Origin of the sequence: Alcaligenes sp. 1735tsa3 (assembly GCF_024134565.1) — a bacterium.
GTDB classification, from domain to species: domain Bacteria; phylum Pseudomonadota; class Gammaproteobacteria; order Burkholderiales; family Burkholderiaceae_B; genus Alcaligenes; species Alcaligenes phenolicus.
Map to the genome: position 1 here is coordinate 530,446 of NZ_CP099862.1, position 19,264 is coordinate 549,709.

Annotated in this window: 20 protein-coding genes; 13 read left to right on the plus strand and 7 right to left on the minus strand. The window is 57.3% G+C overall.

Translation table 11 applies throughout. The features are described from left to right. Window positions 1–88 precede the first annotated feature (88 nt). From NIZ92_RS02385 to NIZ92_RS02420, 8 genes are all read left to right on the plus strand, one after another. The gene (locus NIZ92_RS02385; RefSeq protein WP_254002643.1) at window positions 89–640 is read left to right on the plus strand and encodes a peroxiredoxin; all 552 of its coding nucleotides are present in this window, start codon (window positions 89–91) and stop codon (window positions 638–640) included. A gap of 91 nt (window positions 641–731) precedes the next feature. After that, window positions 732–2,471: an amidohydrolase gene (locus NIZ92_RS02390; RefSeq protein WP_254002644.1), complete on the plus strand. Its 1,740-nt coding sequence runs from the start codon at window positions 732–734 to the stop codon at window positions 2,469–2,471. A gap of 153 nt (window positions 2,472–2,624) precedes the next feature. After that, the gene (locus NIZ92_RS02395; protein ID WP_009463176.1) at window positions 2,625–3,395 is read left to right on the plus strand and encodes a DeoR/GlpR family DNA-binding transcription regulator; all 771 of its coding nucleotides are present in this window, start codon (window positions 2,625–2,627) and stop codon (window positions 3,393–3,395) included. Continuing rightward, complete coding sequence (locus tag NIZ92_RS02400) at window positions 3,392–4,498, plus strand: ABC transporter ATP-binding protein (RefSeq protein WP_254002645.1); 1,107 nt, start codon at window positions 3,392–3,394, stop codon at window positions 4,496–4,498. The genes NIZ92_RS02395 and NIZ92_RS02400 overlap by 4 nt, the downstream gene beginning before the upstream one ends. Before the next feature lie 19 nt (window positions 4,499–4,517). Next, window positions 4,518–5,780, plus strand: coding sequence for an ABC transporter substrate-binding protein (locus NIZ92_RS02405; RefSeq protein WP_137430747.1), 1,263 nt, complete (start codon window positions 4,518–4,520; stop codon window positions 5,778–5,780). Between the two features lie 12 nt (window positions 5,781–5,792). Continuing rightward, window positions 5,793–6,683, plus strand: coding sequence for a carbohydrate ABC transporter permease (locus NIZ92_RS02410; RefSeq protein WP_254002646.1), 891 nt, complete (start codon window positions 5,793–5,795; stop codon window positions 6,681–6,683). Next, window positions 6,683–7,525, plus strand: coding sequence for a carbohydrate ABC transporter permease (locus NIZ92_RS02415; protein WP_052159361.1), 843 nt, complete (start codon window positions 6,683–6,685; stop codon window positions 7,523–7,525). Before NIZ92_RS02410 ends, NIZ92_RS02415 begins: the two co-directional genes overlap by 1 nt. A 9-nt stretch (window positions 7,526–7,534) precedes the next feature. Next, on the plus strand, window positions 7,535–8,344 hold the full coding sequence (locus tag NIZ92_RS02420) for a phosphodiesterase (protein ID WP_254002647.1): 810 nt from the start codon (window positions 7,535–7,537) through the stop codon (window positions 8,342–8,344). A 123-nt stretch (window positions 8,345–8,467) separates the two neighbouring features. Here NIZ92_RS02420 and NIZ92_RS02425 read toward each other — a convergent pair whose 3' ends face one another. The 3 genes from NIZ92_RS02425 to NIZ92_RS02435 form a co-directional block, all read right to left on the minus strand. Continuing rightward, window positions 8,468–10,903 carry a TonB-dependent siderophore receptor gene (locus tag NIZ92_RS02425; protein ID WP_254002648.1) on the minus strand — a complete coding sequence of 812 codons (2,436 nt, stop codon included), beginning with the start codon at window positions 10,901–10,903 and terminating at the stop codon, window positions 8,468–8,470. A 147-nt stretch (window positions 10,904–11,050) separates the two neighbouring features. Then, window positions 11,051–12,046, minus strand: a complete 996-nt coding sequence (locus tag NIZ92_RS02430) for a FecR family protein (protein WP_254002649.1) — start codon at window positions 12,044–12,046, stop codon at window positions 11,051–11,053. Further along, window positions 12,036–12,542, minus strand: coding sequence for an RNA polymerase sigma factor (locus tag NIZ92_RS02435; protein ID WP_226348074.1), 507 nt, complete (start codon window positions 12,540–12,542; stop codon window positions 12,036–12,038). The genes NIZ92_RS02430 and NIZ92_RS02435 overlap by 11 nt, the downstream gene beginning before the upstream one ends. Window positions 12,543–13,000: 458 nt before the next feature. Between NIZ92_RS02435 and NIZ92_RS02440 the strand changes: the two genes are divergently transcribed. From NIZ92_RS02440 to NIZ92_RS02460, 5 genes are all read left to right on the plus strand, one after another. Further along, entirely contained in the window at window positions 13,001–13,708 is a 708-nt protein-coding gene (locus NIZ92_RS02440) for a TerC family protein (protein WP_035271346.1), read from the plus strand. 96 nt (window positions 13,709–13,804) lie between these two features. Then, window positions 13,805–14,086, plus strand: a complete 282-nt coding sequence (locus tag NIZ92_RS02445) for a peptidylprolyl isomerase (RefSeq protein WP_009463196.1) — start codon at window positions 13,805–13,807, stop codon at window positions 14,084–14,086. Window positions 14,087–14,339: 253 nt separating this feature from the next. Continuing rightward, the gene (locus tag NIZ92_RS02450; protein ID WP_254002650.1) at window positions 14,340–14,606 is read left to right on the plus strand and encodes a hypothetical protein; all 267 of its coding nucleotides are present in this window, start codon (window positions 14,340–14,342) and stop codon (window positions 14,604–14,606) included. Window positions 14,607–14,609: 3 nt separating this feature from the next. Then, the gene (locus tag NIZ92_RS02455) at window positions 14,610–15,071 is read left to right on the plus strand and encodes a YaiI/YqxD family protein (protein WP_009463200.1); all 462 of its coding nucleotides are present in this window, start codon (window positions 14,610–14,612) and stop codon (window positions 15,069–15,071) included. Between the two features lie 71 nt (window positions 15,072–15,142). Then, the gene (locus NIZ92_RS02460; RefSeq protein ID WP_009463202.1) at window positions 15,143–15,517 is read left to right on the plus strand and encodes a nucleotide pyrophosphohydrolase; all 375 of its coding nucleotides are present in this window, start codon (window positions 15,143–15,145) and stop codon (window positions 15,515–15,517) included. A 13-nt stretch (window positions 15,518–15,530) separates the two neighbouring features. Here NIZ92_RS02460 and NIZ92_RS02465 read toward each other — a convergent pair whose 3' ends face one another. The 4 genes from NIZ92_RS02465 to NIZ92_RS02480 all read right to left on the minus strand — a co-directional run bounded on the left by NIZ92_RS02465 (window position 15,531) and on the right by NIZ92_RS02480 (window position 19,264). Then, window positions 15,531–16,172, minus strand: a complete 642-nt coding sequence (locus NIZ92_RS02465) for an HD domain-containing protein (RefSeq protein ID WP_254002651.1) — start codon at window positions 16,170–16,172, stop codon at window positions 15,531–15,533. A gap of 115 nt (window positions 16,173–16,287) precedes the next feature. After that, complete coding sequence (locus tag NIZ92_RS02470; protein ID WP_254002652.1) at window positions 16,288–17,262, minus strand: tripartite tricarboxylate transporter substrate binding protein; 975 nt, start codon at window positions 17,260–17,262, stop codon at window positions 16,288–16,290. Between the two features lie 30 nt (window positions 17,263–17,292). Then, window positions 17,293–18,447, minus strand: coding sequence for a mandelate racemase/muconate lactonizing enzyme family protein (locus tag NIZ92_RS02475; RefSeq protein WP_026484972.1), 1,155 nt, complete (start codon window positions 18,445–18,447; stop codon window positions 17,293–17,295). 436 nt (window positions 18,448–18,883) lie between these two features. After that, window positions 18,884–19,264 carry an RNA-binding S4 domain-containing protein gene (locus NIZ92_RS02480; protein WP_026484973.1) on the minus strand — a complete coding sequence of 127 codons (381 nt, stop codon included), beginning with the start codon at window positions 19,262–19,264 and terminating at the stop codon, window positions 18,884–18,886.

Here is a 19,264-nt window from a genome sequence, read left to right on the forward strand (position 1 = left end):
TCGGGACCGGAAAACCAGGCCTTGTGCTTTCATGTCTGTGCGGATTACGCTGCTTGCTGGTGCAGCGCACACATACGGAGGCAATGGCATGAAACAGGCAATAGCAGCTTTCTCTTTGGGTTTGTCCCTGCTGGCGGGGGCAGGTGGCGCACAGGCCGCTTTGGACGTGGGCACCCCCGCGCCGGACTTTACCGTGCAGGCCGCTCTGGCCGGTAAAACCTTTGAATTCAATTTGGATGAGGCCTTAAAAAAAGGGCCAGTCGTCCTGTATTTTTATCCGGCAGCATTCACCCAGGGTTGTACTGTCGAAGCGCATACTTTTGCGCAAGCCATTGACGAATACAGCCACTTTGGCGCCACTGTAATTGGCTTGTCTTCGGACAATATCGATACCCTGAAGGATTTTTCCACCGGACCTTGCGGCAGCAAGTTCGCGGTGGGTGCGGACACCACAGGCCAGGTCATCATGGCTTATGACGCGGGCCTGGGGACGCACACCGAGCGTGCTTCCCGCATTTCTTACGTCATTTCGCCTGAGCGAAAAATCATTTTTGAATATACGGCAATGGAGCCGGACGAACACGTGAACAAGACCCTGGGTGCCGTACGCGACTGGTCCGCACAACAGGGGGTCAAGTAAAAACCGGGATAGCAGCTTGTTGTTCCGCACAGCATGGCGAGGGGCACAGTAAACGAGTCGGCAACTTTCTTCTGAATAGAAAGGGGAGCTTATGTCGTTCAAAAGCACACTGAAAGTGTTTGTGCTGGCTAGCAGCATGGTGATGGCTGGCTCTGCCTGGACGGCAGAAATAGCCGATCAGATCTGGATGGGAGGACCCGTGCTGACGATGAATGACAGCCAGCCTGCAGCCCAGGCGGTTGCGGTCAAGGATGGTCTGATTCTGGATGTGGGTACCCTGCAGGCGATGCAAGCCTACAAAGGTCAGGACACTACCGTGATCGATTTGCAGGGCAAGGCCTTGCTGCCGGGTTTTGTGGACGCACACAGCCACGCTTTCATGATCGGTCTGCAGGCCATGTCCGCCAATCTGCTATCGCCTCCGGATGGCGCGGTGACAGATATCCACAGTCTGCAAGAGACGCTCAGGCAATGGCTGGGTGAGCAAAGTAAAACCAGGGAGGTGGGTCTGATCCTGGGTTTTGGTTATGACGATGCCCAGCTGGCGGAACAGCGACATCCCAATCGACATGAGCTGGATGCGGTGTCCGAGTCAGTGCCGATTATCATCATTCATCAGTCCAGCCACATTGGAGTGCTCAACAGCAAGGCGTTGGAGATGGCGGGCATTTCTGCCCAGACCCCAGATCCTGCAGGCGGTGTCATTCGGCGGGAAGAGGGCGGGACTCAACCTGATGGGGTGCTGGAGGAGATGGCTTTTTTCTCCAGCTTGACCAGTCAGATGGGCAAACTTACGTCCGAACAGGTTCAGGCTCTGTTTGTTGCCGGCACCGATCTGCTAAAGCGTTATGGCTACACGACCGGGCAGGAGGGGCGCGCGACGTCCGATACGGTGCCTTTAATGCAGGCAGCAGCGACGGCGGGCAAGATCGATATTGATGTCGCCGTCTACGTTGATGTGCTGCAGGACCGGGACTTCATCGTGCGCCATGTATCGCGGCATTACACCGACGGTTTCCGGGTGGCCGGTGCCAAACTGACGATTGACGGCTCTCCTCAGGGGTTTACGGCCTATCGCGACCGCCCCTATTACAAGCCGCCAGCAGGTTACCGCGCTGATTACCGCGGTTATGCGGCGGTTACGCCAGATCAGGTGTTTGAGTCGGTGGACTGGGCCTTCAAGAACGATATACAGCTACTGACTCACGCTAATGGTGAGGCTGCCTCGGATCTTTTGTTGGCGGCGATTAAAACAGCCCGTGACAAGTATGGCCCCCGGGATCGGCGAGCCGTATTGATTCATGGGCAGTTTTTGCGCCGGGACCAGGTGGCGACCATAGCGGAGCTGGATGTTTTTCCTTCCCTGTTCCCCATGCACACCTTTTATTGGGGGGATTGGCACCGTGACCGCACAGTGGGGCCGGTCAATGCTGACAATATTTCTCCCACTGGCTGGGTGCGTGAACACGGTTTGATGTTTTCCACCCACCACGACGCACCAGTTGCCTTTCCTGATTCCATGAGGGTGCTGTCGGCGACCGTGACTCGTCGCACTCGATCGGGCGATATTCTGGGGCCGGACCAGAGGGTGGATGTCATGACGGCCCTTAAGGCGATGACCATCTGGCCGGCTTTTCAGCATTTTGAGGAGAAGGAGAAAGGCTCGATTGAGCCGGGCAAGCTGGCGGACTTTGTCGTCCTGTCGCAAGACCCGACCTCGGTCGCCCCTGAGCAATTGACCAGCTTGCAAGTGGTTCAGACCATCAAGCGGGGCAAGCTGATTTATGAACAGGATGGGGCAGTGGAGACAAAGCAGCTTGTCCCTCACTAACACCAGACAGACCGTGCGAATGCTGTCTGAATTGAGCGCCCAAATGTTCATATGAACATTTGGGCGTCATAAAACTTTCATCTGAGCGTCACCGACTCGTAACTTCGCGTTCCTACACTGCCGGGTATTCAAACGAAACCCATACGCCGTGTTATGAACCTATCTGTCAGGCAAAGCATTATTGTGGATCTGCTGGCCGCCCAAGGGGCGGTGTCAGTGGATGGCTTGGCCGCGCATTTCGGGGTGACGCCGCAGACTATCCGGCGCGACCTGAACCACTTGTATGAAGCCGATCTGGTGCGCCGCCGCCATGGTGGTGCCGAGCTGAACGTGGTCGAGCGCAATGTGCCTTTCCAAACGCGCCGCATTACCCATTTGCAAGCCAAGGCCCGTATCGGGCGAGCCGTTGCCACATTGATTCCTCCCGGTGCCAGCCTGCTGCTGGGTTTTGGCACCACCCCCGAGCAAGTGGCCCTGGCGCTGGCCGACCATCGCGATCTGACCGTGGTCACCAACAACATCAGCGCGGCTCTGGCCCTGTCCCACAATATGAGCCACCGCGTGGTGCTGACGGGTGGTGAACTGCGTCAGCCCAACCCCGAAATTCTGGGCCCCGGCGCCGAACGCCTGTTCAACAGCTTCAAGGCGGACTTTGGCGTGTCCGGGGTAGGGGGCTTTGACTCGGACGGTGCTTTGCTGGACTTTGATATGGCCGAGTCCGATTGCCACAAAGCCCTGCGCGGCAATTGCCGTGTGCGGATTCTGGTGCTGGATCACACCAAGTTTGGCCGTCGTGCTCCTGTGCGCAGTGGCTCTTTGGATGATGTGGATATTCTGGTCAGCGACCAGCCTATTCCCGAACCTTACCGCGAGCAAATTCCTGCGCGTGTTCAGATCGTGATCGCTGACGAGGTGCAGGCATGAATCGCGCCGCTATCGAGTTGCAAGGCATAGGCAAAGCCTGGGGCGAACAGGCCGTGCTCAAGCAAATGGACCTGTCCATTCAGGAAGGTAAATTTACGGCCTTGCTGGGGCCTTCGGGCTGCGGTAAGTCCACCTTGTTGCGCATTATTGCCGGGCTGGAAACCCCCGATCAGGGTCGTCTTTTTATTAATGGGCAGGACGCCACCTATCTGGAGCCCGCCAAGCGTGGTTTGAGCATGGTGTTCCAATCCTACGCCCTGTTCCCGCATCTGAATGTGGCTGACAACATCTTGTTCGGCCTGCAAGTACGCCGTGCTGATCGTCAGCAGCAAAAAGAGCGTTTGCGTGAAGCCTTGGCGCTGACCAATCTGGAAGGTCTGGAAGAGCGCAAGCCCGGCCAGTTGTCGGGCGGGCAGCGGCAGCGTGTAGCCCTGGCGCGCAGCATTGTGTCGGGCCATCGTATCTGCCTGATGGACGAGCCGCTGTCGAACCTGGATGCCAAGCTGCGTCACACCGTGCGCCATGAAATCCGTGCTCTACAGCAACGCTTGGGTTTGACCGTGGTGTACGTCACCCACGATCAGACCGAAGCCATGGGCATGGCCGATCACGTGGTGCTGCTTAACGCTGGACGCATTGAGCAGCAGGGCAGCGCCCAGGACTTGTATGGCCAGCCCAATAGCGTCTTTACCGCCGGTTTTATCGGCAGCCCTCCCATGATGATGATTCACAGCGACCACGTGCCCGTGGAGTTGTGGCCGTCGCGCCGTCAGTACGACCAGCCGCATCGTGTGTTGGTGGGCGTGCGCCCGGAGAACCTGAACTTGCACGAAGCGGGCGAGCAGCATGTGGCTGCCACCGTGGTGCATCAGGAGTTTCAGGGGGCTGATGCCTATGTGTATGTGCAGCTTGATGATGGCCATACCCTGATCGTGCGCGCGCCACACAGCCGCAGCGTCGAGGCGGGCGCTCGCTGTGGTTTGAGCTGGGACCCCGTTCACGCTTTTTACTTTAACCAGGACAGCGGGGCTCGCCTGCCGACTCCGTCAGCGGATGCTCTGACTGCTGCTCCTTTCGCTGTTCCTCCTGCTGTTCTTCCCTAAACGTACTGCGAGTCTACCCATGTTGAAGAATTGTCTGCTTGCCACCTCCAGCGCCCTGTTGATGGGCCTGGGCGCCAATGCCCATAGCGCGGTGGAATTGACCATGTACTACCCCATTGCCGTAGGCGGTCCGCTGACCGATGTGGTCGATGGAATGATCAAGGACTATCAGGCCCAAAACCCGGAAGTCACCGTTAAAGCCGTCTACTCCGGTAACTACGATGAAACCCGTGTACGTGCCTTGTCGGCCCTGCGTGCGGGCGAGCCGGTGCAGCTTTCTGTGCTGGGCGCACTGGATACGCATGATCTGGTGGAACAAGGCCTGGTTGAAGCCTTTAGCGATGTGGCTCAGGACGCCACCAGCCAGGATTGGCTGAAAAGCTTTTATCCCGCCTTGATGGCTAACGGCACCTTGGAAGGCAAGGTCTGGGGCATTCCGTTCCAGCGCTCCACCATCGTCATGTTCTACAACAAGGACATGTTTCGCGCTGCAGGCCTGAATCCGGATCAAGCTCCCAAGACCTGGGACGAGTTGGTGCAAACCGCCCAGAAACTGACTAATGACCAGCATCACGGCTTGATGATTCCGTCGACGGGCTACCCCTACTGGATGTTCCAGGCCATGGCCTTGCAAAATGGCCGTCAGCTGATGAATGAAGAAGGCACGCAGGTTTACTTCAATGACCCCAAGTCGGTGGAAGCGCTGCAGTTCTTCCACGACCTGGCCTACAAGCACAAAGTCAGCCCCACTGGCACCATTGAATGGGGCACGCTGCGTCAGGCTTTTGTTCAGGGCAAGACCGCCATGATGTGGCACACCACGGGCAACCTGACTGCGGTGAAGAATGAAGCCAAGTTCGACTTTGGTGTTGCCATGCTGCCCGCCAAGGAAAAAGCGGCTTCGCCTACCGGCGGTGGCAACTTCTACCTGTTCAAGGGCGCGAACGAGGAACAGAAGAAAGCGGCCCTGGATTTCGTGCGCTGGATGACGGCCCCTGAGCGTGCCGCCAAGTGGTCCATGGCTACGGGCTATGTCGGTGTCAGCCCTGCCGCCTACGAAACGCCTGCTCTGGTCGAGTACGCCAAAACGTTCCCGCAGGCTGTGGTCGCCCGCGATCAGTTGGCCGTAGCTTCGCCCGAGTTTGCCACTTACGAGACAGCACGTGTACGTGAACTGTTGTCCAACGCCGTGCAAGCCGTGCTGACCAATGCCAAGACGCCCAAGGCCGCTTTGGATGAAGCCCAGGCTGCTGCAGATCGTCTGCTGCGTCCTTTCAACTAAGCAGGTGCAGGAATGGCTGAACCATTGCGTGTGCTGCGTAAAGAGTGGGTATTTGCGTACTTCTTGTTGACGCCGCTGTTTGTGCTGCTAAGCGTGTTTGCCTTTATCCCGGCGCTGCACACGTTCTGGTCCAGCTTGTTGAGTAAAGGCACGGCGCGTCGTCCGGCCCAGTTTGTGGGCATGGACAACTACGATGCCATGCTGGCTGACCCGACGTTCTGGCTAGTTCTGAAGAACAATCTTTGGTATGCCGCCATTGTGATTCCGGTGTCCATGGCCCTGGCCTTGCTGATGGCCTTGTGGGCCAACCGGGCCATGAGCATGCGGGCCTGGGTGCGTTGTGCCTACTTCACGCCCACCATGCTGCCCATGATTGCCGCCGCCAATCTATGGCTGTTTTTCTACACACCGGATCTGGGTTTACTGGATCAGATTGCCAAGCTGTTTGGCGCCGGGGCCACCAACTGGCTGGGCCAGCCGCAAACCGCCCTGGGCGCGGTCATGGTGGTGACGATCTGGAAAGAAGCCGGTTTTTTCATGATCTTTTATCTGGCGGCCTTGCAAACCATTCCGCCCGAGCTGCGCGACGCCGCTCGTCTGGAAGGCGCGTCCCGCTGGCAGTATGGCCGCCGTGTGCTCTTGCCCTTGCTGGCACCCACGACCCTGTTTATTTTGATCAACGCGCTGATCAACTCGGTCAAGCTGGTTGATCACCTGTTTATCTTGACCAAGGGCGGCCCCAATAATGCCTCCAAGCTGATGCTGTACTGGATCTGGGAAACCGCCTTTGCCTATATGGATACGCCTAGTGCCGCCGTGCTGACGGTTGTGCTCCTGTTGGGGCTGGGTGCTGTCGCCATCTTTCAATTTCGCTACGCTGAACGACGCGTGCACTACCAGTGATGAACATGGACACTGTTTTGACTGCTCCGGGCCGCAGCTTGCGTTTGCCATCCCTGGATACGGTGGGGGCACATGCGCTGGCCCTGCTGTGGATTGCCCCTTTGCTATACGCCTGCTGGGCTGCATTTCGCGACCCGTCCGCCGCCTTGAGTTTTGACTGGAGCGCAGGCTGGACCGTTAGCAATTTTGCAGCCGCCTGGGACCGTGCGCCCTGGTTGCGCTACATCTTCAACACCACCGTGCTGGTGCTGACCATTCTGCTCGGACAGTTTGTGCTGTGCACCCTGGCCGCTTATGCCTTTGCCCGCTTTCGTTTCTTTGGCAGCCAGTTTCTGTTCATGCTGCTGCTTTTGCAGTTGTTCATCCTGCCCGAAGTGCTGATTGTGGAGAACTACCGCATGGTGGCCTTGCTGGGCTGGACGGACACGGTCTGGGGCATGGGTGTGCCCTATATGGCCAGTGCCTTTGGTGTGTTCTTGTTGCGTCAGGCTTTCAAGCAAGTGCCGCGTGAACTGGAGGATGCGGCGCGACTGGAAGGATGCAGCCGCCTGGGTGTGCTCTGGCGTGTGTACGTGCCGCTGGTCAAGCCTGTGTATCTGGCTTATGCCCTGGTGTCGGTGTCGACGCACTGGAACAATTTTCTATGGCCCTTGGTGATCAGCAGCTCTGACCATACCCGTCCTTTGACCGTAGGTTTATCCCTGTTTGGCGCACCGGAAAGTGGGGTCAGTATCTCCCTGATCAGTGCCGCCACATTAATGACTATCTTGCCGCTTTTGTTGGGCTTTTTGCTGTTTCAAAAGCAGTTCATGCAGGCCTTTTTACGCGCCGGCATTCGTTAAGGAATTCTGATGAAGATCATCCAGTTTTCGGACCTGCACATTACCCCGCCCGATGGCCTGTTGTTTGGCTCGGACCCTCTGGATCGCTTGCGTAGCTGTGTACAGCACGTCAATCGTCATCATGCCGATGCAGACTTGTGCGTGTTGACGGGCGACCTGACCCACGCCGGTCATCCACGCGCATACGAGCGCTTGCGTGAAGGCTTGCAGGATTTGATTCCGCCTGTACGTTTGATGATGGGCAACCACGACAGCCGCAGCGCTTTTCACAGCGTGTTTCCGCAGATCTCGACCGATTTACCCGGCTTTGTACAGCATGCCGAGACCCTGGGCGACTGGCGCCTGATCTATCTGGATACTTTGGAGGACGGCTATACCAACGGCTTTTTGTGTACGCGGCGTCTGCAATGGTTGCAGCAGGAGCTGGCCGCGCATAGCGGGCCGGTAATGCTGTTTTCGCACCATCCTTTACCTGCCTTGCAGTATCCGTCCATGGATTGGCTGCGTATGAGTAATGCGTCGGATTTATTGCCTTTGCTCAAGGCTCATCCCGCGCCCGTGCATTTGTTCTCCGGCCACGTGCATCGCTGCGCCAGTGGCGTGTGGAACGGCCTGCATTTTGTGACGGTCAATGGCACCAACCATCAGCACGAACTGGATCTGGAGCGCGAGGGGGCCGCAACATCGACTTTCGAGCCTGCCAGTTACGCGCTTATCTTGCCCAACGCAGATGGTTTGACGGTGCATTTTCAGCCCTTTGGCTACGAGGAATTGCGCTTTCCGTATACGGGGGACTTGAGTGCCCTGAAGTGCGTGTAAGCCTTCCGGGTTCAGCAACGCTGGCACAAGGCGGTAGCGATCAGCAAACCCGCAGTGGCCCCCGCGGCCTGGATTATTTTCCAGGTTACGGGGGCTGTTTGCCTGCTAGCCGCTTTCACGTGATTAGAAGGAATAACGCAGGTTCAGCATGGCATTACGCGGTGCGCCGTAATAGCCGGTGTAGAAGGTCTGATCCAGCGCACTTAGGTACTTGCGGTTGAATAGATTGTTGACGTTCAAGGTGGCCGTCAATTGCTTGCTGAAGTCGTAGCGGCCCATCAGGTTGACGACGGCGTAGCTGCTTTGTTCTCCGGTGACAGTCTTGCCCAAATCCCACGGTGTGGCGGTGAAATGGATCTGGCTTTGCCAGTTCACACCACCCCCAATCGTCAGGCGATTCCAGCTTCCAGGCAGGCGGTACGTGGTCCACAGCTTGGCCATATGGCGTGGCACCAGGGTTTTGATGCGCTCGCCCTGGGCGTCTTTAGTCTGGCTGTAGGTGTAGCTAAAGGCCATGTTCCAGCCATCGAGCAGCTCGCCCGTCACTTCCATATCCAGGCCCTGGGTCTTGGCGCCTTTGACCGCCGTGTAAGCCGCTTCGCGCTCGGTACCCGGCACGATAAAGCCACTGTCGGCCATGGCCAGATTGTCCTGGCGGATTTCGTACAGCGCAATGCTGCTGTTCAGCCGGCCGTCCAGCATTTCGCTTTTCAGACCGATCTCATAGTTATTACCTTTGCGCGGGTCCAGAAAGTTGCCGCTACGGTCGCGATAGCTTTGTGGCTTGAAGATGCTGGTGTAGCTGGCGTAGATCGAATGCTCTTCATTCAGGTCGTACACAATGCCGGCATAGGGAGTGAAGACATTGTCTTCGTGCATGGTTTTCAGGCTGTTAAAGCGCTGCATACCAGGGTCAGGATAGCTTTGGGAAAGACTGTAGCGGTAATTGCTGAGGCGCCCCCCCAAAATGACAGCCAGCTTGTCGCTGGGTTTCAGGCGTAGCGCCGAATACCCACCGTACTGTTTGACGGTCAGATCATAGTCAAACAGCTTTTCTCCAGTCGTATTGGGTAAGGCCGGGTTGTTGTTCCAGTTGTGGAGATTGATGGAGGTGCCTTCGATATCGTCGTCCATGGTGTCATGGCGATTCTTGTAGCGCGACGAATTAAAGCCGACGATCAGTTCGTGGTCCTGTCCAAATAGTTGAAAAGGGCCTTTTGCGTGAATATCAAAACTGGTTTGATACTGTGTGGCATCTGAAACACCTCCGTAAAGCTGCACGCCGTCGCCCGTGTCACGGTTGGGATAGCCCCAGGAAGCATCCGCACTTTTCCCGCTTCGACGGGCCTTCAGGTAATTCAGGGACATGGCCAGTGACCAGTCTGCCCCCAGTTGCTGGTCCAGTTTCACAAAGGTGTTGTGAGACTCCAGTGTATTGGTGTTCCAGCGAGCCCCTGCATTGGTGGAAACATCAAAATCGGTTTGTTCGCCGGTGTCGTAGAACAAAGGAAAGCCGGAGCCAGAGGAGCCGCGCGGATCATTTTTTTGATAACCCATCCCCAAGGTGACAAGCGTGGTGTCCGTAATGTCGGCCTCAAGTATGCCGTAGACCACATCTTTTTTTGTTGTGAAGTAGTCCATATAGCTGTTGCCTTCCTGATGGGCTCCAACCAAACGGCCACGCAGGCTGCCGTTCTCGTTAATCGGGCCGCCAAGGTCCACTTGAGCCCGCATCTGATCCCATGAGCCGTAGCTCACTTCGGCATGGCCCTGAAAATCGGCTGTCGGACGTTTACGGACCATATTGACGACGCCAGATGGGTCGCCTGCACCAGCCAGCAAACCAGAGGCACCACGCAGCACTTCCACCCGGTCATAAATCGCCATATCTGCCAGCCCCTGGGGAATGTTCTGGCTGACGATATCGGACAGCGTGGACAGGCCGTCCAGCTGATAGTTGTCGATGGCATAGCCACGCGAGTAGATGGTGTAGCGGTCGCTGCCTATGTGCTGGATGGAAATACCGGGCGCTTGTTGCAGCACGCTGCCGATGTTGTCCAGTGACTGGTCCTCAATGCGCTGGCGCGTCATGACACTGATAGTTTGTGGTGTTTCGCGTAGCGTCATGTTCAGCTTGGTGGCCGTGGTGGTCGCGCCGTGGCTGGCGTAGGTCTGGCTGCCTTCCGTCACGGGCAGGCGACGGCCCACGACGCGCACCGGGTCCAGCATGGTGGCGTCCGTATTGGGGCGCGACAGGGTGATGGTGTTGTTCTCGCGCCGGTATTCCAGGCCAGAGCCTTGCAGCAGGCTGCGCAGCGCGTCTTCCGGGCGCATGCGGCCCTGAATCGGTGTCGTGCTCAGACCTTGTACTAGCGAGGGAGAGAAAAACACCTGCAGCTGGGTCTGTTCGGCCAGTTTCAGCAGCGCTTCAGACAAGGGCTGGGCCGGAATGTGAATAGGGACAGGATTGTCTTGGGCCAGGGCAGGGGTGCTGGCACTGGCCAGCATCAAAGCGAGCAGGACGGGGCGCAGGCGGGGTAGGAAAGCGGTTCGGTTCACGGTGCAGATTCAGGGTAGGGGCGGGCAGGGCGACGCCCGGATTCAGAGATGTTCGTCAAACGCGATGTTGAGGAACGCTGAATCTAAATACGAGTCAGTCTTACTAAACCCCTCAGCTTGAATCGATTTATTTGAAACTAATTGTAATTACGAGACGCTGCTCAGCAGGACACTGCCATCGTCTTGTGTCTTGGCCTGCAGTGGCAGGATCTGTTGCAGGGCTTGAAGCACCGCACTTTGTTCGTCCAGCAGGAAGGACGCGGTGACACGCTGCTGGCCGATTCTGCCGTCAGCGATGCGGATGGGATGCTCGCGATAGCGGTTGATTTCAGCAACGACCTCGGACAAGGACAGGTCCCGCACAATCAGGCGTCCTTGCCGCCAGGCGGTGGCAGCGGCCACATCAACCTCGGGCTGAATACTGAGCCCATCCTGAACGGAAACGGTGGCGCCAGAGCCAGCGGCCAGATACCGGGTCTGGCGGTTCCACCAGTGGCCGCTGGACACTTCCACACTACCGCTTTCGACCAGCACTTTGACTTGCTCGGCATCACGGCGAACCGTAAAGCTGGTGCCGGTAACGCGCACCACCGTATTGCCTGCTTTGACGATAAAAGGGCGCTGCGGGCTGGAGGCTACCGCGCACATCACTTCGCCCTGAATCAGGTCCAGATGACGGCTGTCTTCATAAAACCGCAGCTCGGCTTGGGTGGCGGTATTTAGCTCCAGGCTGGAGCCGTCCGGCAGAGGAACCCAGCGGCGCTCGCCCACACGTGTTTGCAGGCTAGTGGCGTAAACAGCCTGGGGGCTGAGTAGTAAGCCTGCCACACCGGCAGAGCCCGCGACAGCGACCAGGGCGCCGGTATTACGGATCAGTTTGCGGCGGCGCAGATCGGGCCGCTGGGGCACTTTGCCGCCATACAGCAGCTTGACCAAATCTTTGTTCAGCGTGCTGGCCAGGGAGCTTAACTGCTCCACCGCCATAAATTCGCGCTCATTTTCCGGGTCAGCCTGCAACCACTCCTCCAGCGCTTGCTCGTCAGCCGGGCTGAAGCGGCCCGAATGCAGGCGGGCCGACCATTGGGCGGCGGCCTCGGCAGGGGAGGTGGCATCACTGGGGTAGAAAGGGGATTCAGAACTCATCGCGCAGGCGCTCGCGGATAAACTGGCTGGCCAGCGCAATATAACGCTCCACGCTGGCAATGGACAGTTTCAGATGACGGGCAATTTCAGGCTGGGTCCAGCCTTCGATGCGATTCAAGACAAAAGCCCTTCGGTGATTCAAAGGCAAGGCTTCCAGGGCCGCAACCAGGGCGTGGCGCACTTGCTCCGCACTGGCATGGGCATCGGCACCGTCGGTGATGGGGTGAGCGTCTTCATGCAGCTCGTCCCAGGCCAGGTGCTGGAAGCGGCTGTTGCGACGCCACAGATCAATGGCCCGATGGCGCGCGGACTTGTACAGAAAGTTGCGGGCATGGGCCGCTGTCAGTGTTTTCTGATCTTTTCGAAGCAGGGCCTCTACCGCATCATGGGCGACATCTTCCGCGTCCGCGGCACCGCCAAAGCGGCGCAGGCAGGACTGCATGAACTCGCCATAATAGGCCAGCCAGCTTTTGCGGGAGAGGTCCGAATTGGACATGGGGGCAGGGAGCTTGAATGACAAAAAGCAAATTATTGCAAATAGTTCTCATTAACTCAATGGCGCTTTATTCAGGCCCTATCGGGGCGTGAGGCCAGCTTGCAACGTCGATCCGGAACTTGCACCGAAAAATCGTCATGTCCGGCGAAAAGCTTTGTTGTTTCATACAAGATCGTTATACTTGCGAACTATCAGGGGGAGTAGCTTACTTTCCGGCGCATCGTCATCACGGCAATCTGTGTTTTTTGCACATGTTCCCGGTGCCCGGGCAACCTTAGGGTTGCAAGCAAGACCTTGCCATTAAAGGGCAAGGTGTATCCTCTAAAAACGATATGGCCTGCGTCCTTAATGGATCAGGCCATTTTTGTTTTGTACACGAGTCGTCATTTTCTCGTTGTACAGTCATGCAAGATGGTCGTCAGCTTTCAATCAAACAATATGAAAAGGCGGTCTTACACATGATGGAGTTTTTGCAAACAATGAGTTGGGCGGCAGTATTTCAGATCATCCTGATCGATATATTGCTGGGGGGCGATAACGCCGTGGTTATCGCATTGGCTTGCCGTAACTTGCCTGCCAAACAACGTGTCAAAGGTATTTTGTGGGGTACGGCCGGCGCCATTGGCCTGCGCGTCGTCCTGATTGCCTTTGCTCTGACCTTGCTGGCCGTGCCTTACCTGAAAGTGGTCGGTGCCCTGTTGCTGGTCTGGATTGGTGTGAAACTGCTGATCCCTGAAGATGATGGCCACGGTAATGTGGAAGGCAGTGCCACCCTGTGGAAAGCCGTTAAAACCATCATCATTGCCGACTTTGTGATGAGCTTGGACAACGTGATCGCCATTGCCGGCGCGGCTCAAACCGCCGATCCGGATCATCAGATCGGTCTGGTTGTCTTTGGTCTGGTCGTAAGTGTGCCTATCATTATCTGGGGCAGCACCCTGGTTCTGAAGCTGATCGATCGCTTCCCTATCGTGGTGACCTTCGGCGCCGCGCTGCTGGGCTGGATTGCCGGTGGCATGATCGTGACCGACGTGAAGTTCATCGAGTTCTTTGGTGAAGCCTCCACCAGCACCAAGCTGATTGCTGAAGTGGTGGGTGCCTTGCTGATCGTTGCCCTGGGTCATGGCATTGCCGCGGCCAAGCGCAAGAAAGCTGCCCAGGCCTGAAATTGAAACAGCAGGTGTAGAACCGGCGCCGGGGGCTTCGCTTCCGGCATGGTTCTGGGTTAAGCTCAAACGATTTTCTAAAAAAAGGAGTACACCATGGCACAAGCCTCCGCACGCCACATTCTGGTCAGCACCGAAGAGAAAGCGAACGAACTGAAAGCCGCTATCGAAGGTGGTTCTGACTTTGCTCAGGTGGCCAAGGAAAATTCCAGCTGCCCATCGGCCCGCATGGGCGGTGAGCTGGGAACATTTGGCCGTGGCCAAATGGTGCCCGAGTTCGATCAGGTTGTGTTCAGCGCCCCCGTTGGTGTTGTGCAAGGCCCCGTCAAGACTCAGTTCGGCTACCACCTGGTAGAAGTGACTGCACGTCAGGACTGATACGATCAGGCCAATAAAAAACCCGCTACGGCGGGTTTTTTTGCGCATGCTGATCTGGTGACTGGTGGTTGGGTGTAGGGCCGGGCGGTGGCTGCTTACAGAAACTACAGCTTTGATTATCAGGGCTTATACATAAAAAGCCTGGACATTTTCCTGCAAGCTGCGCAGTATGCCAGCCATACCGGCTAACGGCCTTGTCGCCGTATTGTTCGCTTACCGTGAGCGAACCAGCCCATTCTTATAAAGAAATCCGATGAAACGCACCGATATGGAAAAACTCAGCGCCGTCAAACTGCTGAGCAATGTAAAAAAAGCGGGTACGCCACAACGCTTTGCAGGTGACTCCGCCGTGGCTGATCGGCGCGAACAACGTCGTCTGGATCAGGCTGCTGGCCTGGTGTCCTTTCCCGTCAAGCTGACCCAGCCCGTTATTGATGCCGTGCGCGCTCGTGCTACCGAGCAAGGCGTCTCGACCCATGAGGTCATTGATCGCCTGTTGGCTCAAGCTCTGGGCCTGTAACCCATGCAGATTTGGGTCGATGCGGACGCTTGTCCCGTAGTCATCAAAGAAATTCTGTACCGCGCCGGGCAGCGCTGGAGTCGCCATGTGATCCTGGTGGCGAATCAGATGCTGCGCACCCCGCCATCGCCCTGGTTGAGGGCGGTGCAGGTGGCGCGGGGCTTTGACGTGGCGGATGACTACATCGTCCAGCACGCCAGCGTGGGAGATCTGGTGATTACTGCCGATATCCCTTTGGCTGCCCAGGTGCTGGAGCGTAAAGCCCTGGTCCTGACCCCCAGGGGTGAACGCCTGGATGCCAACAGCATAGGCGAGCGCTTGGCCATGCGCGACATGATGGAAGAACTGCGCAGCACTGGTGTGGATATCGGAGGTCCGGCCCCCTTCAGCCAGGCCGACCGGCGTGAGTTTGCCAACGCACTGGACCGCCTGATGATGAGCCTGCAAACGGCTGCGAGATCGTAAACAGACTTGCCATCCCCCTGGTGCTTGTGTGAGTCTGTCGCTGGATTGAAATTTTTAGAGTGAAGTACGTAATGACAGACTCAAAACGCCCCCTGATGAATTTGACTGGCCTGAACGAGGCCGTCGCCCAGTTCGCCCGCGAGCGTGAGTGGGACCAGTTTCATAGCCCCAAAAATCTGGCCATGGCCCTGACCAACGAAGTGGGTGAGCTGATCGAAATCTTCCAATGGCTGACAGAAGACCAGTCCCGCGAAGCAGGCAAAGACCCGAAAACCGCCGAAGCCGTGCGTGATGAACTGGCCGATGTGCAAATCTACCTGAGCCGTCTGGCCTTCGTTCTGGGTGTGGATATGAATGAGGCTGTTACCAACAAGCTGGTGAAAAACGCCCGGAAATACCCCGCTGACAAAGTGCGGGGGACGAACAAGAAATATACGGAGTTGTAAAAGGGGCTAGGGATTACAGCTCCCCCAGCATTTCCTCTATAAACCGTTCCATCCGCGCGTGTCGCTCACGCGCGATTGCTTGCCCCCGTTCAGTCTGAAAACCCTCGGCCAATTTGAATAATTTGGCCGGGAAGTGATCCAGCGCGTAGCGCTTGTCATCCAGAGGACGACTCTCTGCTTTTGGATCTTCCAGCTCATACAAGCTGGAGCCCATTCGCCCCGCTGTATAGAAGCAGCGAGCTATCCCTAAAGCGCCAATGGCATCCAGCCGGTCTGCGTCTTGCAAGATGCGGGCCTCCAGACTGACGGGCGGGATGTTTGCTGAAAAGCTGTGGCTTTGAATTGCTTGGCCCACGGCTTCACAGTCCTGCTCGGACCATCCCAGCCTGGTCAGAATGTGTCGTGCCTGCTCCGCCGACAGGGTGGAAGCACGAGAGCGCAATGGCGAATTCTTCTCTACCGCCACGCAGTCGTGCAGCACCGTTGCTGCCAGCAAAATCCGCAGATTCCCACCTTCTTTTTCCTGAATCGCACAGACGTTCTTCCAGACGCGCTGCAAGTGCGATTGGTCGTGGGAGCCGTCGTTGTGACTGGTGCTGCTATGGGGCAGGAGTTGGGCGGCAAGCTTTTCAAAGGGGTGGAACAGGCTGGACATGGCTATGGTTTGCTGTAACGGGTGCCACAGCATAACGCGAAGCAGCAGGGGCAGGACAGGCTCAAGAAAAAGGGCTGCCAGTGGCAGCCCTGAAGGTGAATTGCAGTTTTTAAAGTTAGAAGTTGCTCAGCCCCAGATCACTGACCGAGTCGGCCCAATAGTTCAACTGCTGATCCACATAGACCGTGAACTCGGCTGGGCTGTTGGTGACCAGGGTCGCGCCGTTCCCTTCCCAGATTTCCTTGATCTTGTCGGTATTCAAGGCACGGTGAATGCTGTCTGCCACGCTTTGCACGGTGGCATCCGGTACATCTCCTTGCATGAAAATCCCGTACCAGGTCTGGGCACTGATCTCATCCATGTCCAGTTCTTTCAGCGTGGGAACATCCGGCAAGGCAGGAGCGCGTTCCGGACTGGATACGGCCAGGGCGCGCAGGCGACCATTGCGTATCTGCGCTACGGCCGACGGCATGGTCTCGAACATGAAGTCCACTTGATCGCCACTGATCAGCGCCATCACAGCCGGGCCGCTGCCTTTGTAGTGCACGGCGGTCATGGTGGTGCCGGATTTCTTTTCCAGCTTGCCGGCCATCAGATGGAGCATGGTGGCGACGCCACTGGTGCCATAGTTCACGCCAGCCCCTTGCTTGGCGGCGGCCAGCAGGTCCTCCACGCTGTGATAGGGCGAATTGGCGTTCACCACCAGCACATTGGGCATGGCAGCAATCAGGGTGACGGCTTTCAGGTCTTTGCGGGTGTCGTAGGGGAAGTTCTTCAATACGGCAGGCGCAATCATGTGATGCACGGCACCAAACAAGAGCTGATTGTCGGCGGGGCTGGAGTTGGCCACCATGCTGGCACCCAGCACGCCGCCTACCCCTCCTTTATTTTCTACAACAACGGTTTGACCTATTTCACTGCCCAGAGCTTCGGCCAGAGGACGAGCCAGGGTGTCGCCCGAACCACCCGCGGCAGAAGGGACGATCAGCCGCACCGGGCGTTCGGCCCAGGCGGGGGGAGCTGCCCAGCTTTGGGGCGCGGCAGCAAAGATAAAACTGAGGGCAAGTACAACACGGGACCAGGGTTTCATGTTTTTTTACCTCCTCGGTAGTCGTCGGTTTCAGCCTTTGCCGGAGCCCAGGCTGCCGGGGTTGCTGCGCAGCTTGTCGATTTGATCTTGTCGTGGTGTCAGCCCCAGGCCGGGGGCGTCGGGCATGCGCAGCCAGCCTTGTTCGGGCTGGGGCAGGCCGGTATAGATCTCGGCCATCATGGCGCTGGCGGCCAGGTGCCATTCCACATCGCCTCCATTGAGCAATCCGCAGTGCAGGTGACCGTTGTGGGAGGGGAACGCCCCGCCATTGGCGACGGACGCGTTAAAGCTTTCCGCCAGAGCGAAGATCTTGCGGGACTGGGTGAAACCTCCAGAAATCAGCACGTTGGGCTGCAGAATGTCGACAGCCTGCTGCATCAACAGATCCCGAAAGCGGTAGGACTGGCCTTCGTTTTGACCAGCGGCAATGGTGATCCCAGTGCTTTGACGCAATTCGCGCAAGCGGCCCGTGTCGTTCTGGGTAATGGGTTCTTCAAAAAAGCCGACGTCCAGATCACGGGCGTGGCGGGCGATGGCTTTGGCGTGCACATAGTCCAGGCTGCAATTGCCGTCGATGTACAGCGGAATGTCGGCGGGAATGGCCTCGCGTACCAGGCTCATGCGGCGCATGTCCTGGCGGATCAGGTCGGCCAGCGGGCGCGGTTCGTCGCGACGTTGCAGACCGTGATGGCCTACCACCATCTTCAGGCCCTTGAAGCCTTGATCCACGCAGTCGCGTGCCACCTTGACCAACTCTTCTTCGCCCAGAAAGGCGAAGCCGAAGGTTGCGTAGGCAGGGACTTTTTCACGAGCGCCCCCCAGCAGTTTCCATACCGGCAGACCCAGGGCTTTGCCCTTGATGTCCCATAGGGCGATGTCCAGGGCGGAGATGGCATGCATGGCATAGCCGGTCTGGCCACGAGGGCATACGTTCCAGTACATGCGATCCCACAGGCGCTCGGTGTTCAAGGGGTCTTGCCCGATCAGGTCGCTGGCCAGAATATCGTTGATCGTGCTGGCAACGGGGTGCTCTTCGGTAATGGCGCTAAGTCCATAGCCGGTGATGCCTTCATCGGTCTCGATTTCCACATGGCAGATAGCCAGGTTGGTGGGTTTCTGGATGCCCGCGCTATCGAACTTGAAAGGCACGTTCAAGGGAATGGCGCGTACTGCTGTGATCTTCATTTTCCTGTCTCCTTGCATTTTTTTGAATGCGTTTGCATGTAATTGTTTTAGGTTTATAGCGGTTTGTTGCAAGCGCGATCAATGGTGTAAACCCTTGATTTTATTGATATATAAAAGCACAATCTGATATATCAAAAAGGGTTTGCAGCGTTGTTTTTAAGGTTTTTAGTTGAAGGTTTTCTGCATCGGCAGATGCTTTAGCGGACGGGAGTGCAGACGTTTTGTGGGGTGCTCAAAAGCAGTGCAGGCGCTTGCGGCATAAGCAGGTAGACCGGCGGGGAAGAGGCAAGCAGGAGCGGGTTGTTAGTCCCTGTGCAGATCGCCGTGAAACGCTGGCGATAGACTCATCGAAAGAACGAAGCATAAAAAAAGCCCTGCCAGGCAGGGCAGCTTGGCAGGGCTTTTTCTATGTCGCGAAGTACGAGCAGGGAGCGGTCTATTTCCCCCGCAGCAACTGCATCTGACGACGATCTTTCTTGGTCGGACGTCCAGCATCAAAGTCCAGTGCAGGTTCAGGTGCCAGACGGCGTTGTTCGGCGGCCTGCGCGCGTCGTGTGCTGCTTTCTTCCGTCTCTTGATACAGCTGGCGAGCAACCGGCGCGGGACCACGTACGCCGCTTAAGGCGGTGACGTGAACCTCCATGGCAGGAGTCTCCTTGCGCAAGGTAATCACATCACCGATTGAGACTTCGCGGGCAGGCTTGGTGCTTTGCTGATTCAGCAAAACCCGCCCTTTGGTGATCTCCTCGGAAGCCAGGCTGCGTGTCTTGTAAAAGCGCGCTGCCCAGAGCCATTTATCCAGTCGTAATTTGTCCAT

What these genes read in the sequence shown, in the direction of transcription:
- NIZ92_RS02440 (WP_035271346.1), top strand. Translation starts at nt 13,001, where the DNA reads ATGATGGAGTTTTTGCAAACAATGAGTTGGGCGGCAGTATTTCAGATC.
- NIZ92_RS02470 (WP_254002652.1), bottom strand. Translation starts at nt 17,262, where the DNA reads ATGAAACCCTGGTCCCGTGTTGTACTTGCCCTCAGTTTTATCTTTGCT.
- NIZ92_RS02410 (WP_254002646.1), top strand. Translation starts at nt 5,793, where the DNA reads ATGGCTGAACCATTGCGTGTGCTGCGTAAAGAGTGGGTATTTGCGTAC.
- NIZ92_RS02420 (WP_254002647.1), top strand. Translation starts at nt 7,535, where the DNA reads ATGAAGATCATCCAGTTTTCGGACCTGCACATTACCCCGCCCGATGGC.
- NIZ92_RS02385 (WP_254002643.1), top strand. Translation starts at nt 89, where the DNA reads ATGAAACAGGCAATAGCAGCTTTCTCTTTGGGTTTGTCCCTGCTGGCG.
- NIZ92_RS02405 (WP_137430747.1), top strand. Translation starts at nt 4,518, where the DNA reads ATGTTGAAGAATTGTCTGCTTGCCACCTCCAGCGCCCTGTTGATGGGC.
- NIZ92_RS02475 (WP_026484972.1), bottom strand. Translation starts at nt 18,447, where the DNA reads ATGAAGATCACAGCAGTACGCGCCATTCCCTTGAACGTGCCTTTCAAG.
- NIZ92_RS02430 (WP_254002649.1), bottom strand. Translation starts at nt 12,046, where the DNA reads ATGAGTTCTGAATCCCCTTTCTACCCCAGTGATGCCACCTCCCCTGCC.
- NIZ92_RS02455 (WP_009463200.1), top strand. Translation starts at nt 14,610, where the DNA reads ATGCAGATTTGGGTCGATGCGGACGCTTGTCCCGTAGTCATCAAAGAA.
- NIZ92_RS02400 (WP_254002645.1), top strand. Translation starts at nt 3,392, where the DNA reads ATGAATCGCGCCGCTATCGAGTTGCAAGGCATAGGCAAAGCCTGGGGC.
- NIZ92_RS02450 (WP_254002650.1), top strand. Translation starts at nt 14,340, where the DNA reads ATGAAACGCACCGATATGGAAAAACTCAGCGCCGTCAAACTGCTGAGC.
- NIZ92_RS02445 (WP_009463196.1), top strand. Translation starts at nt 13,805, where the DNA reads ATGGCACAAGCCTCCGCACGCCACATTCTGGTCAGCACCGAAGAGAAA.
- NIZ92_RS02480 (WP_026484973.1), bottom strand. Translation starts at nt 19,264, where the DNA reads ATGGACAAATTACGACTGGATAAATGGCTCTGGGCAGCGCGCTTTTAC.
- NIZ92_RS02460 (WP_009463202.1), top strand. Translation starts at nt 15,143, where the DNA reads ATGACAGACTCAAAACGCCCCCTGATGAATTTGACTGGCCTGAACGAG.
- NIZ92_RS02465 (WP_254002651.1), bottom strand. Translation starts at nt 16,172, where the DNA reads ATGTCCAGCCTGTTCCACCCCTTTGAAAAGCTTGCCGCCCAACTCCTG.
- NIZ92_RS02395 (WP_009463176.1), top strand. Translation starts at nt 2,625, where the DNA reads ATGAACCTATCTGTCAGGCAAAGCATTATTGTGGATCTGCTGGCCGCC.
- NIZ92_RS02415 (WP_052159361.1), top strand. Translation starts at nt 6,683, where the DNA reads ATGAACATGGACACTGTTTTGACTGCTCCGGGCCGCAGCTTGCGTTTG.
- NIZ92_RS02390 (WP_254002644.1), top strand. Translation starts at nt 732, where the DNA reads ATGTCGTTCAAAAGCACACTGAAAGTGTTTGTGCTGGCTAGCAGCATG.
- NIZ92_RS02435 (WP_226348074.1), bottom strand. Translation starts at nt 12,542, where the DNA reads ATGTCCAATTCGGACCTCTCCCGCAAAAGCTGGCTGGCCTATTATGGC.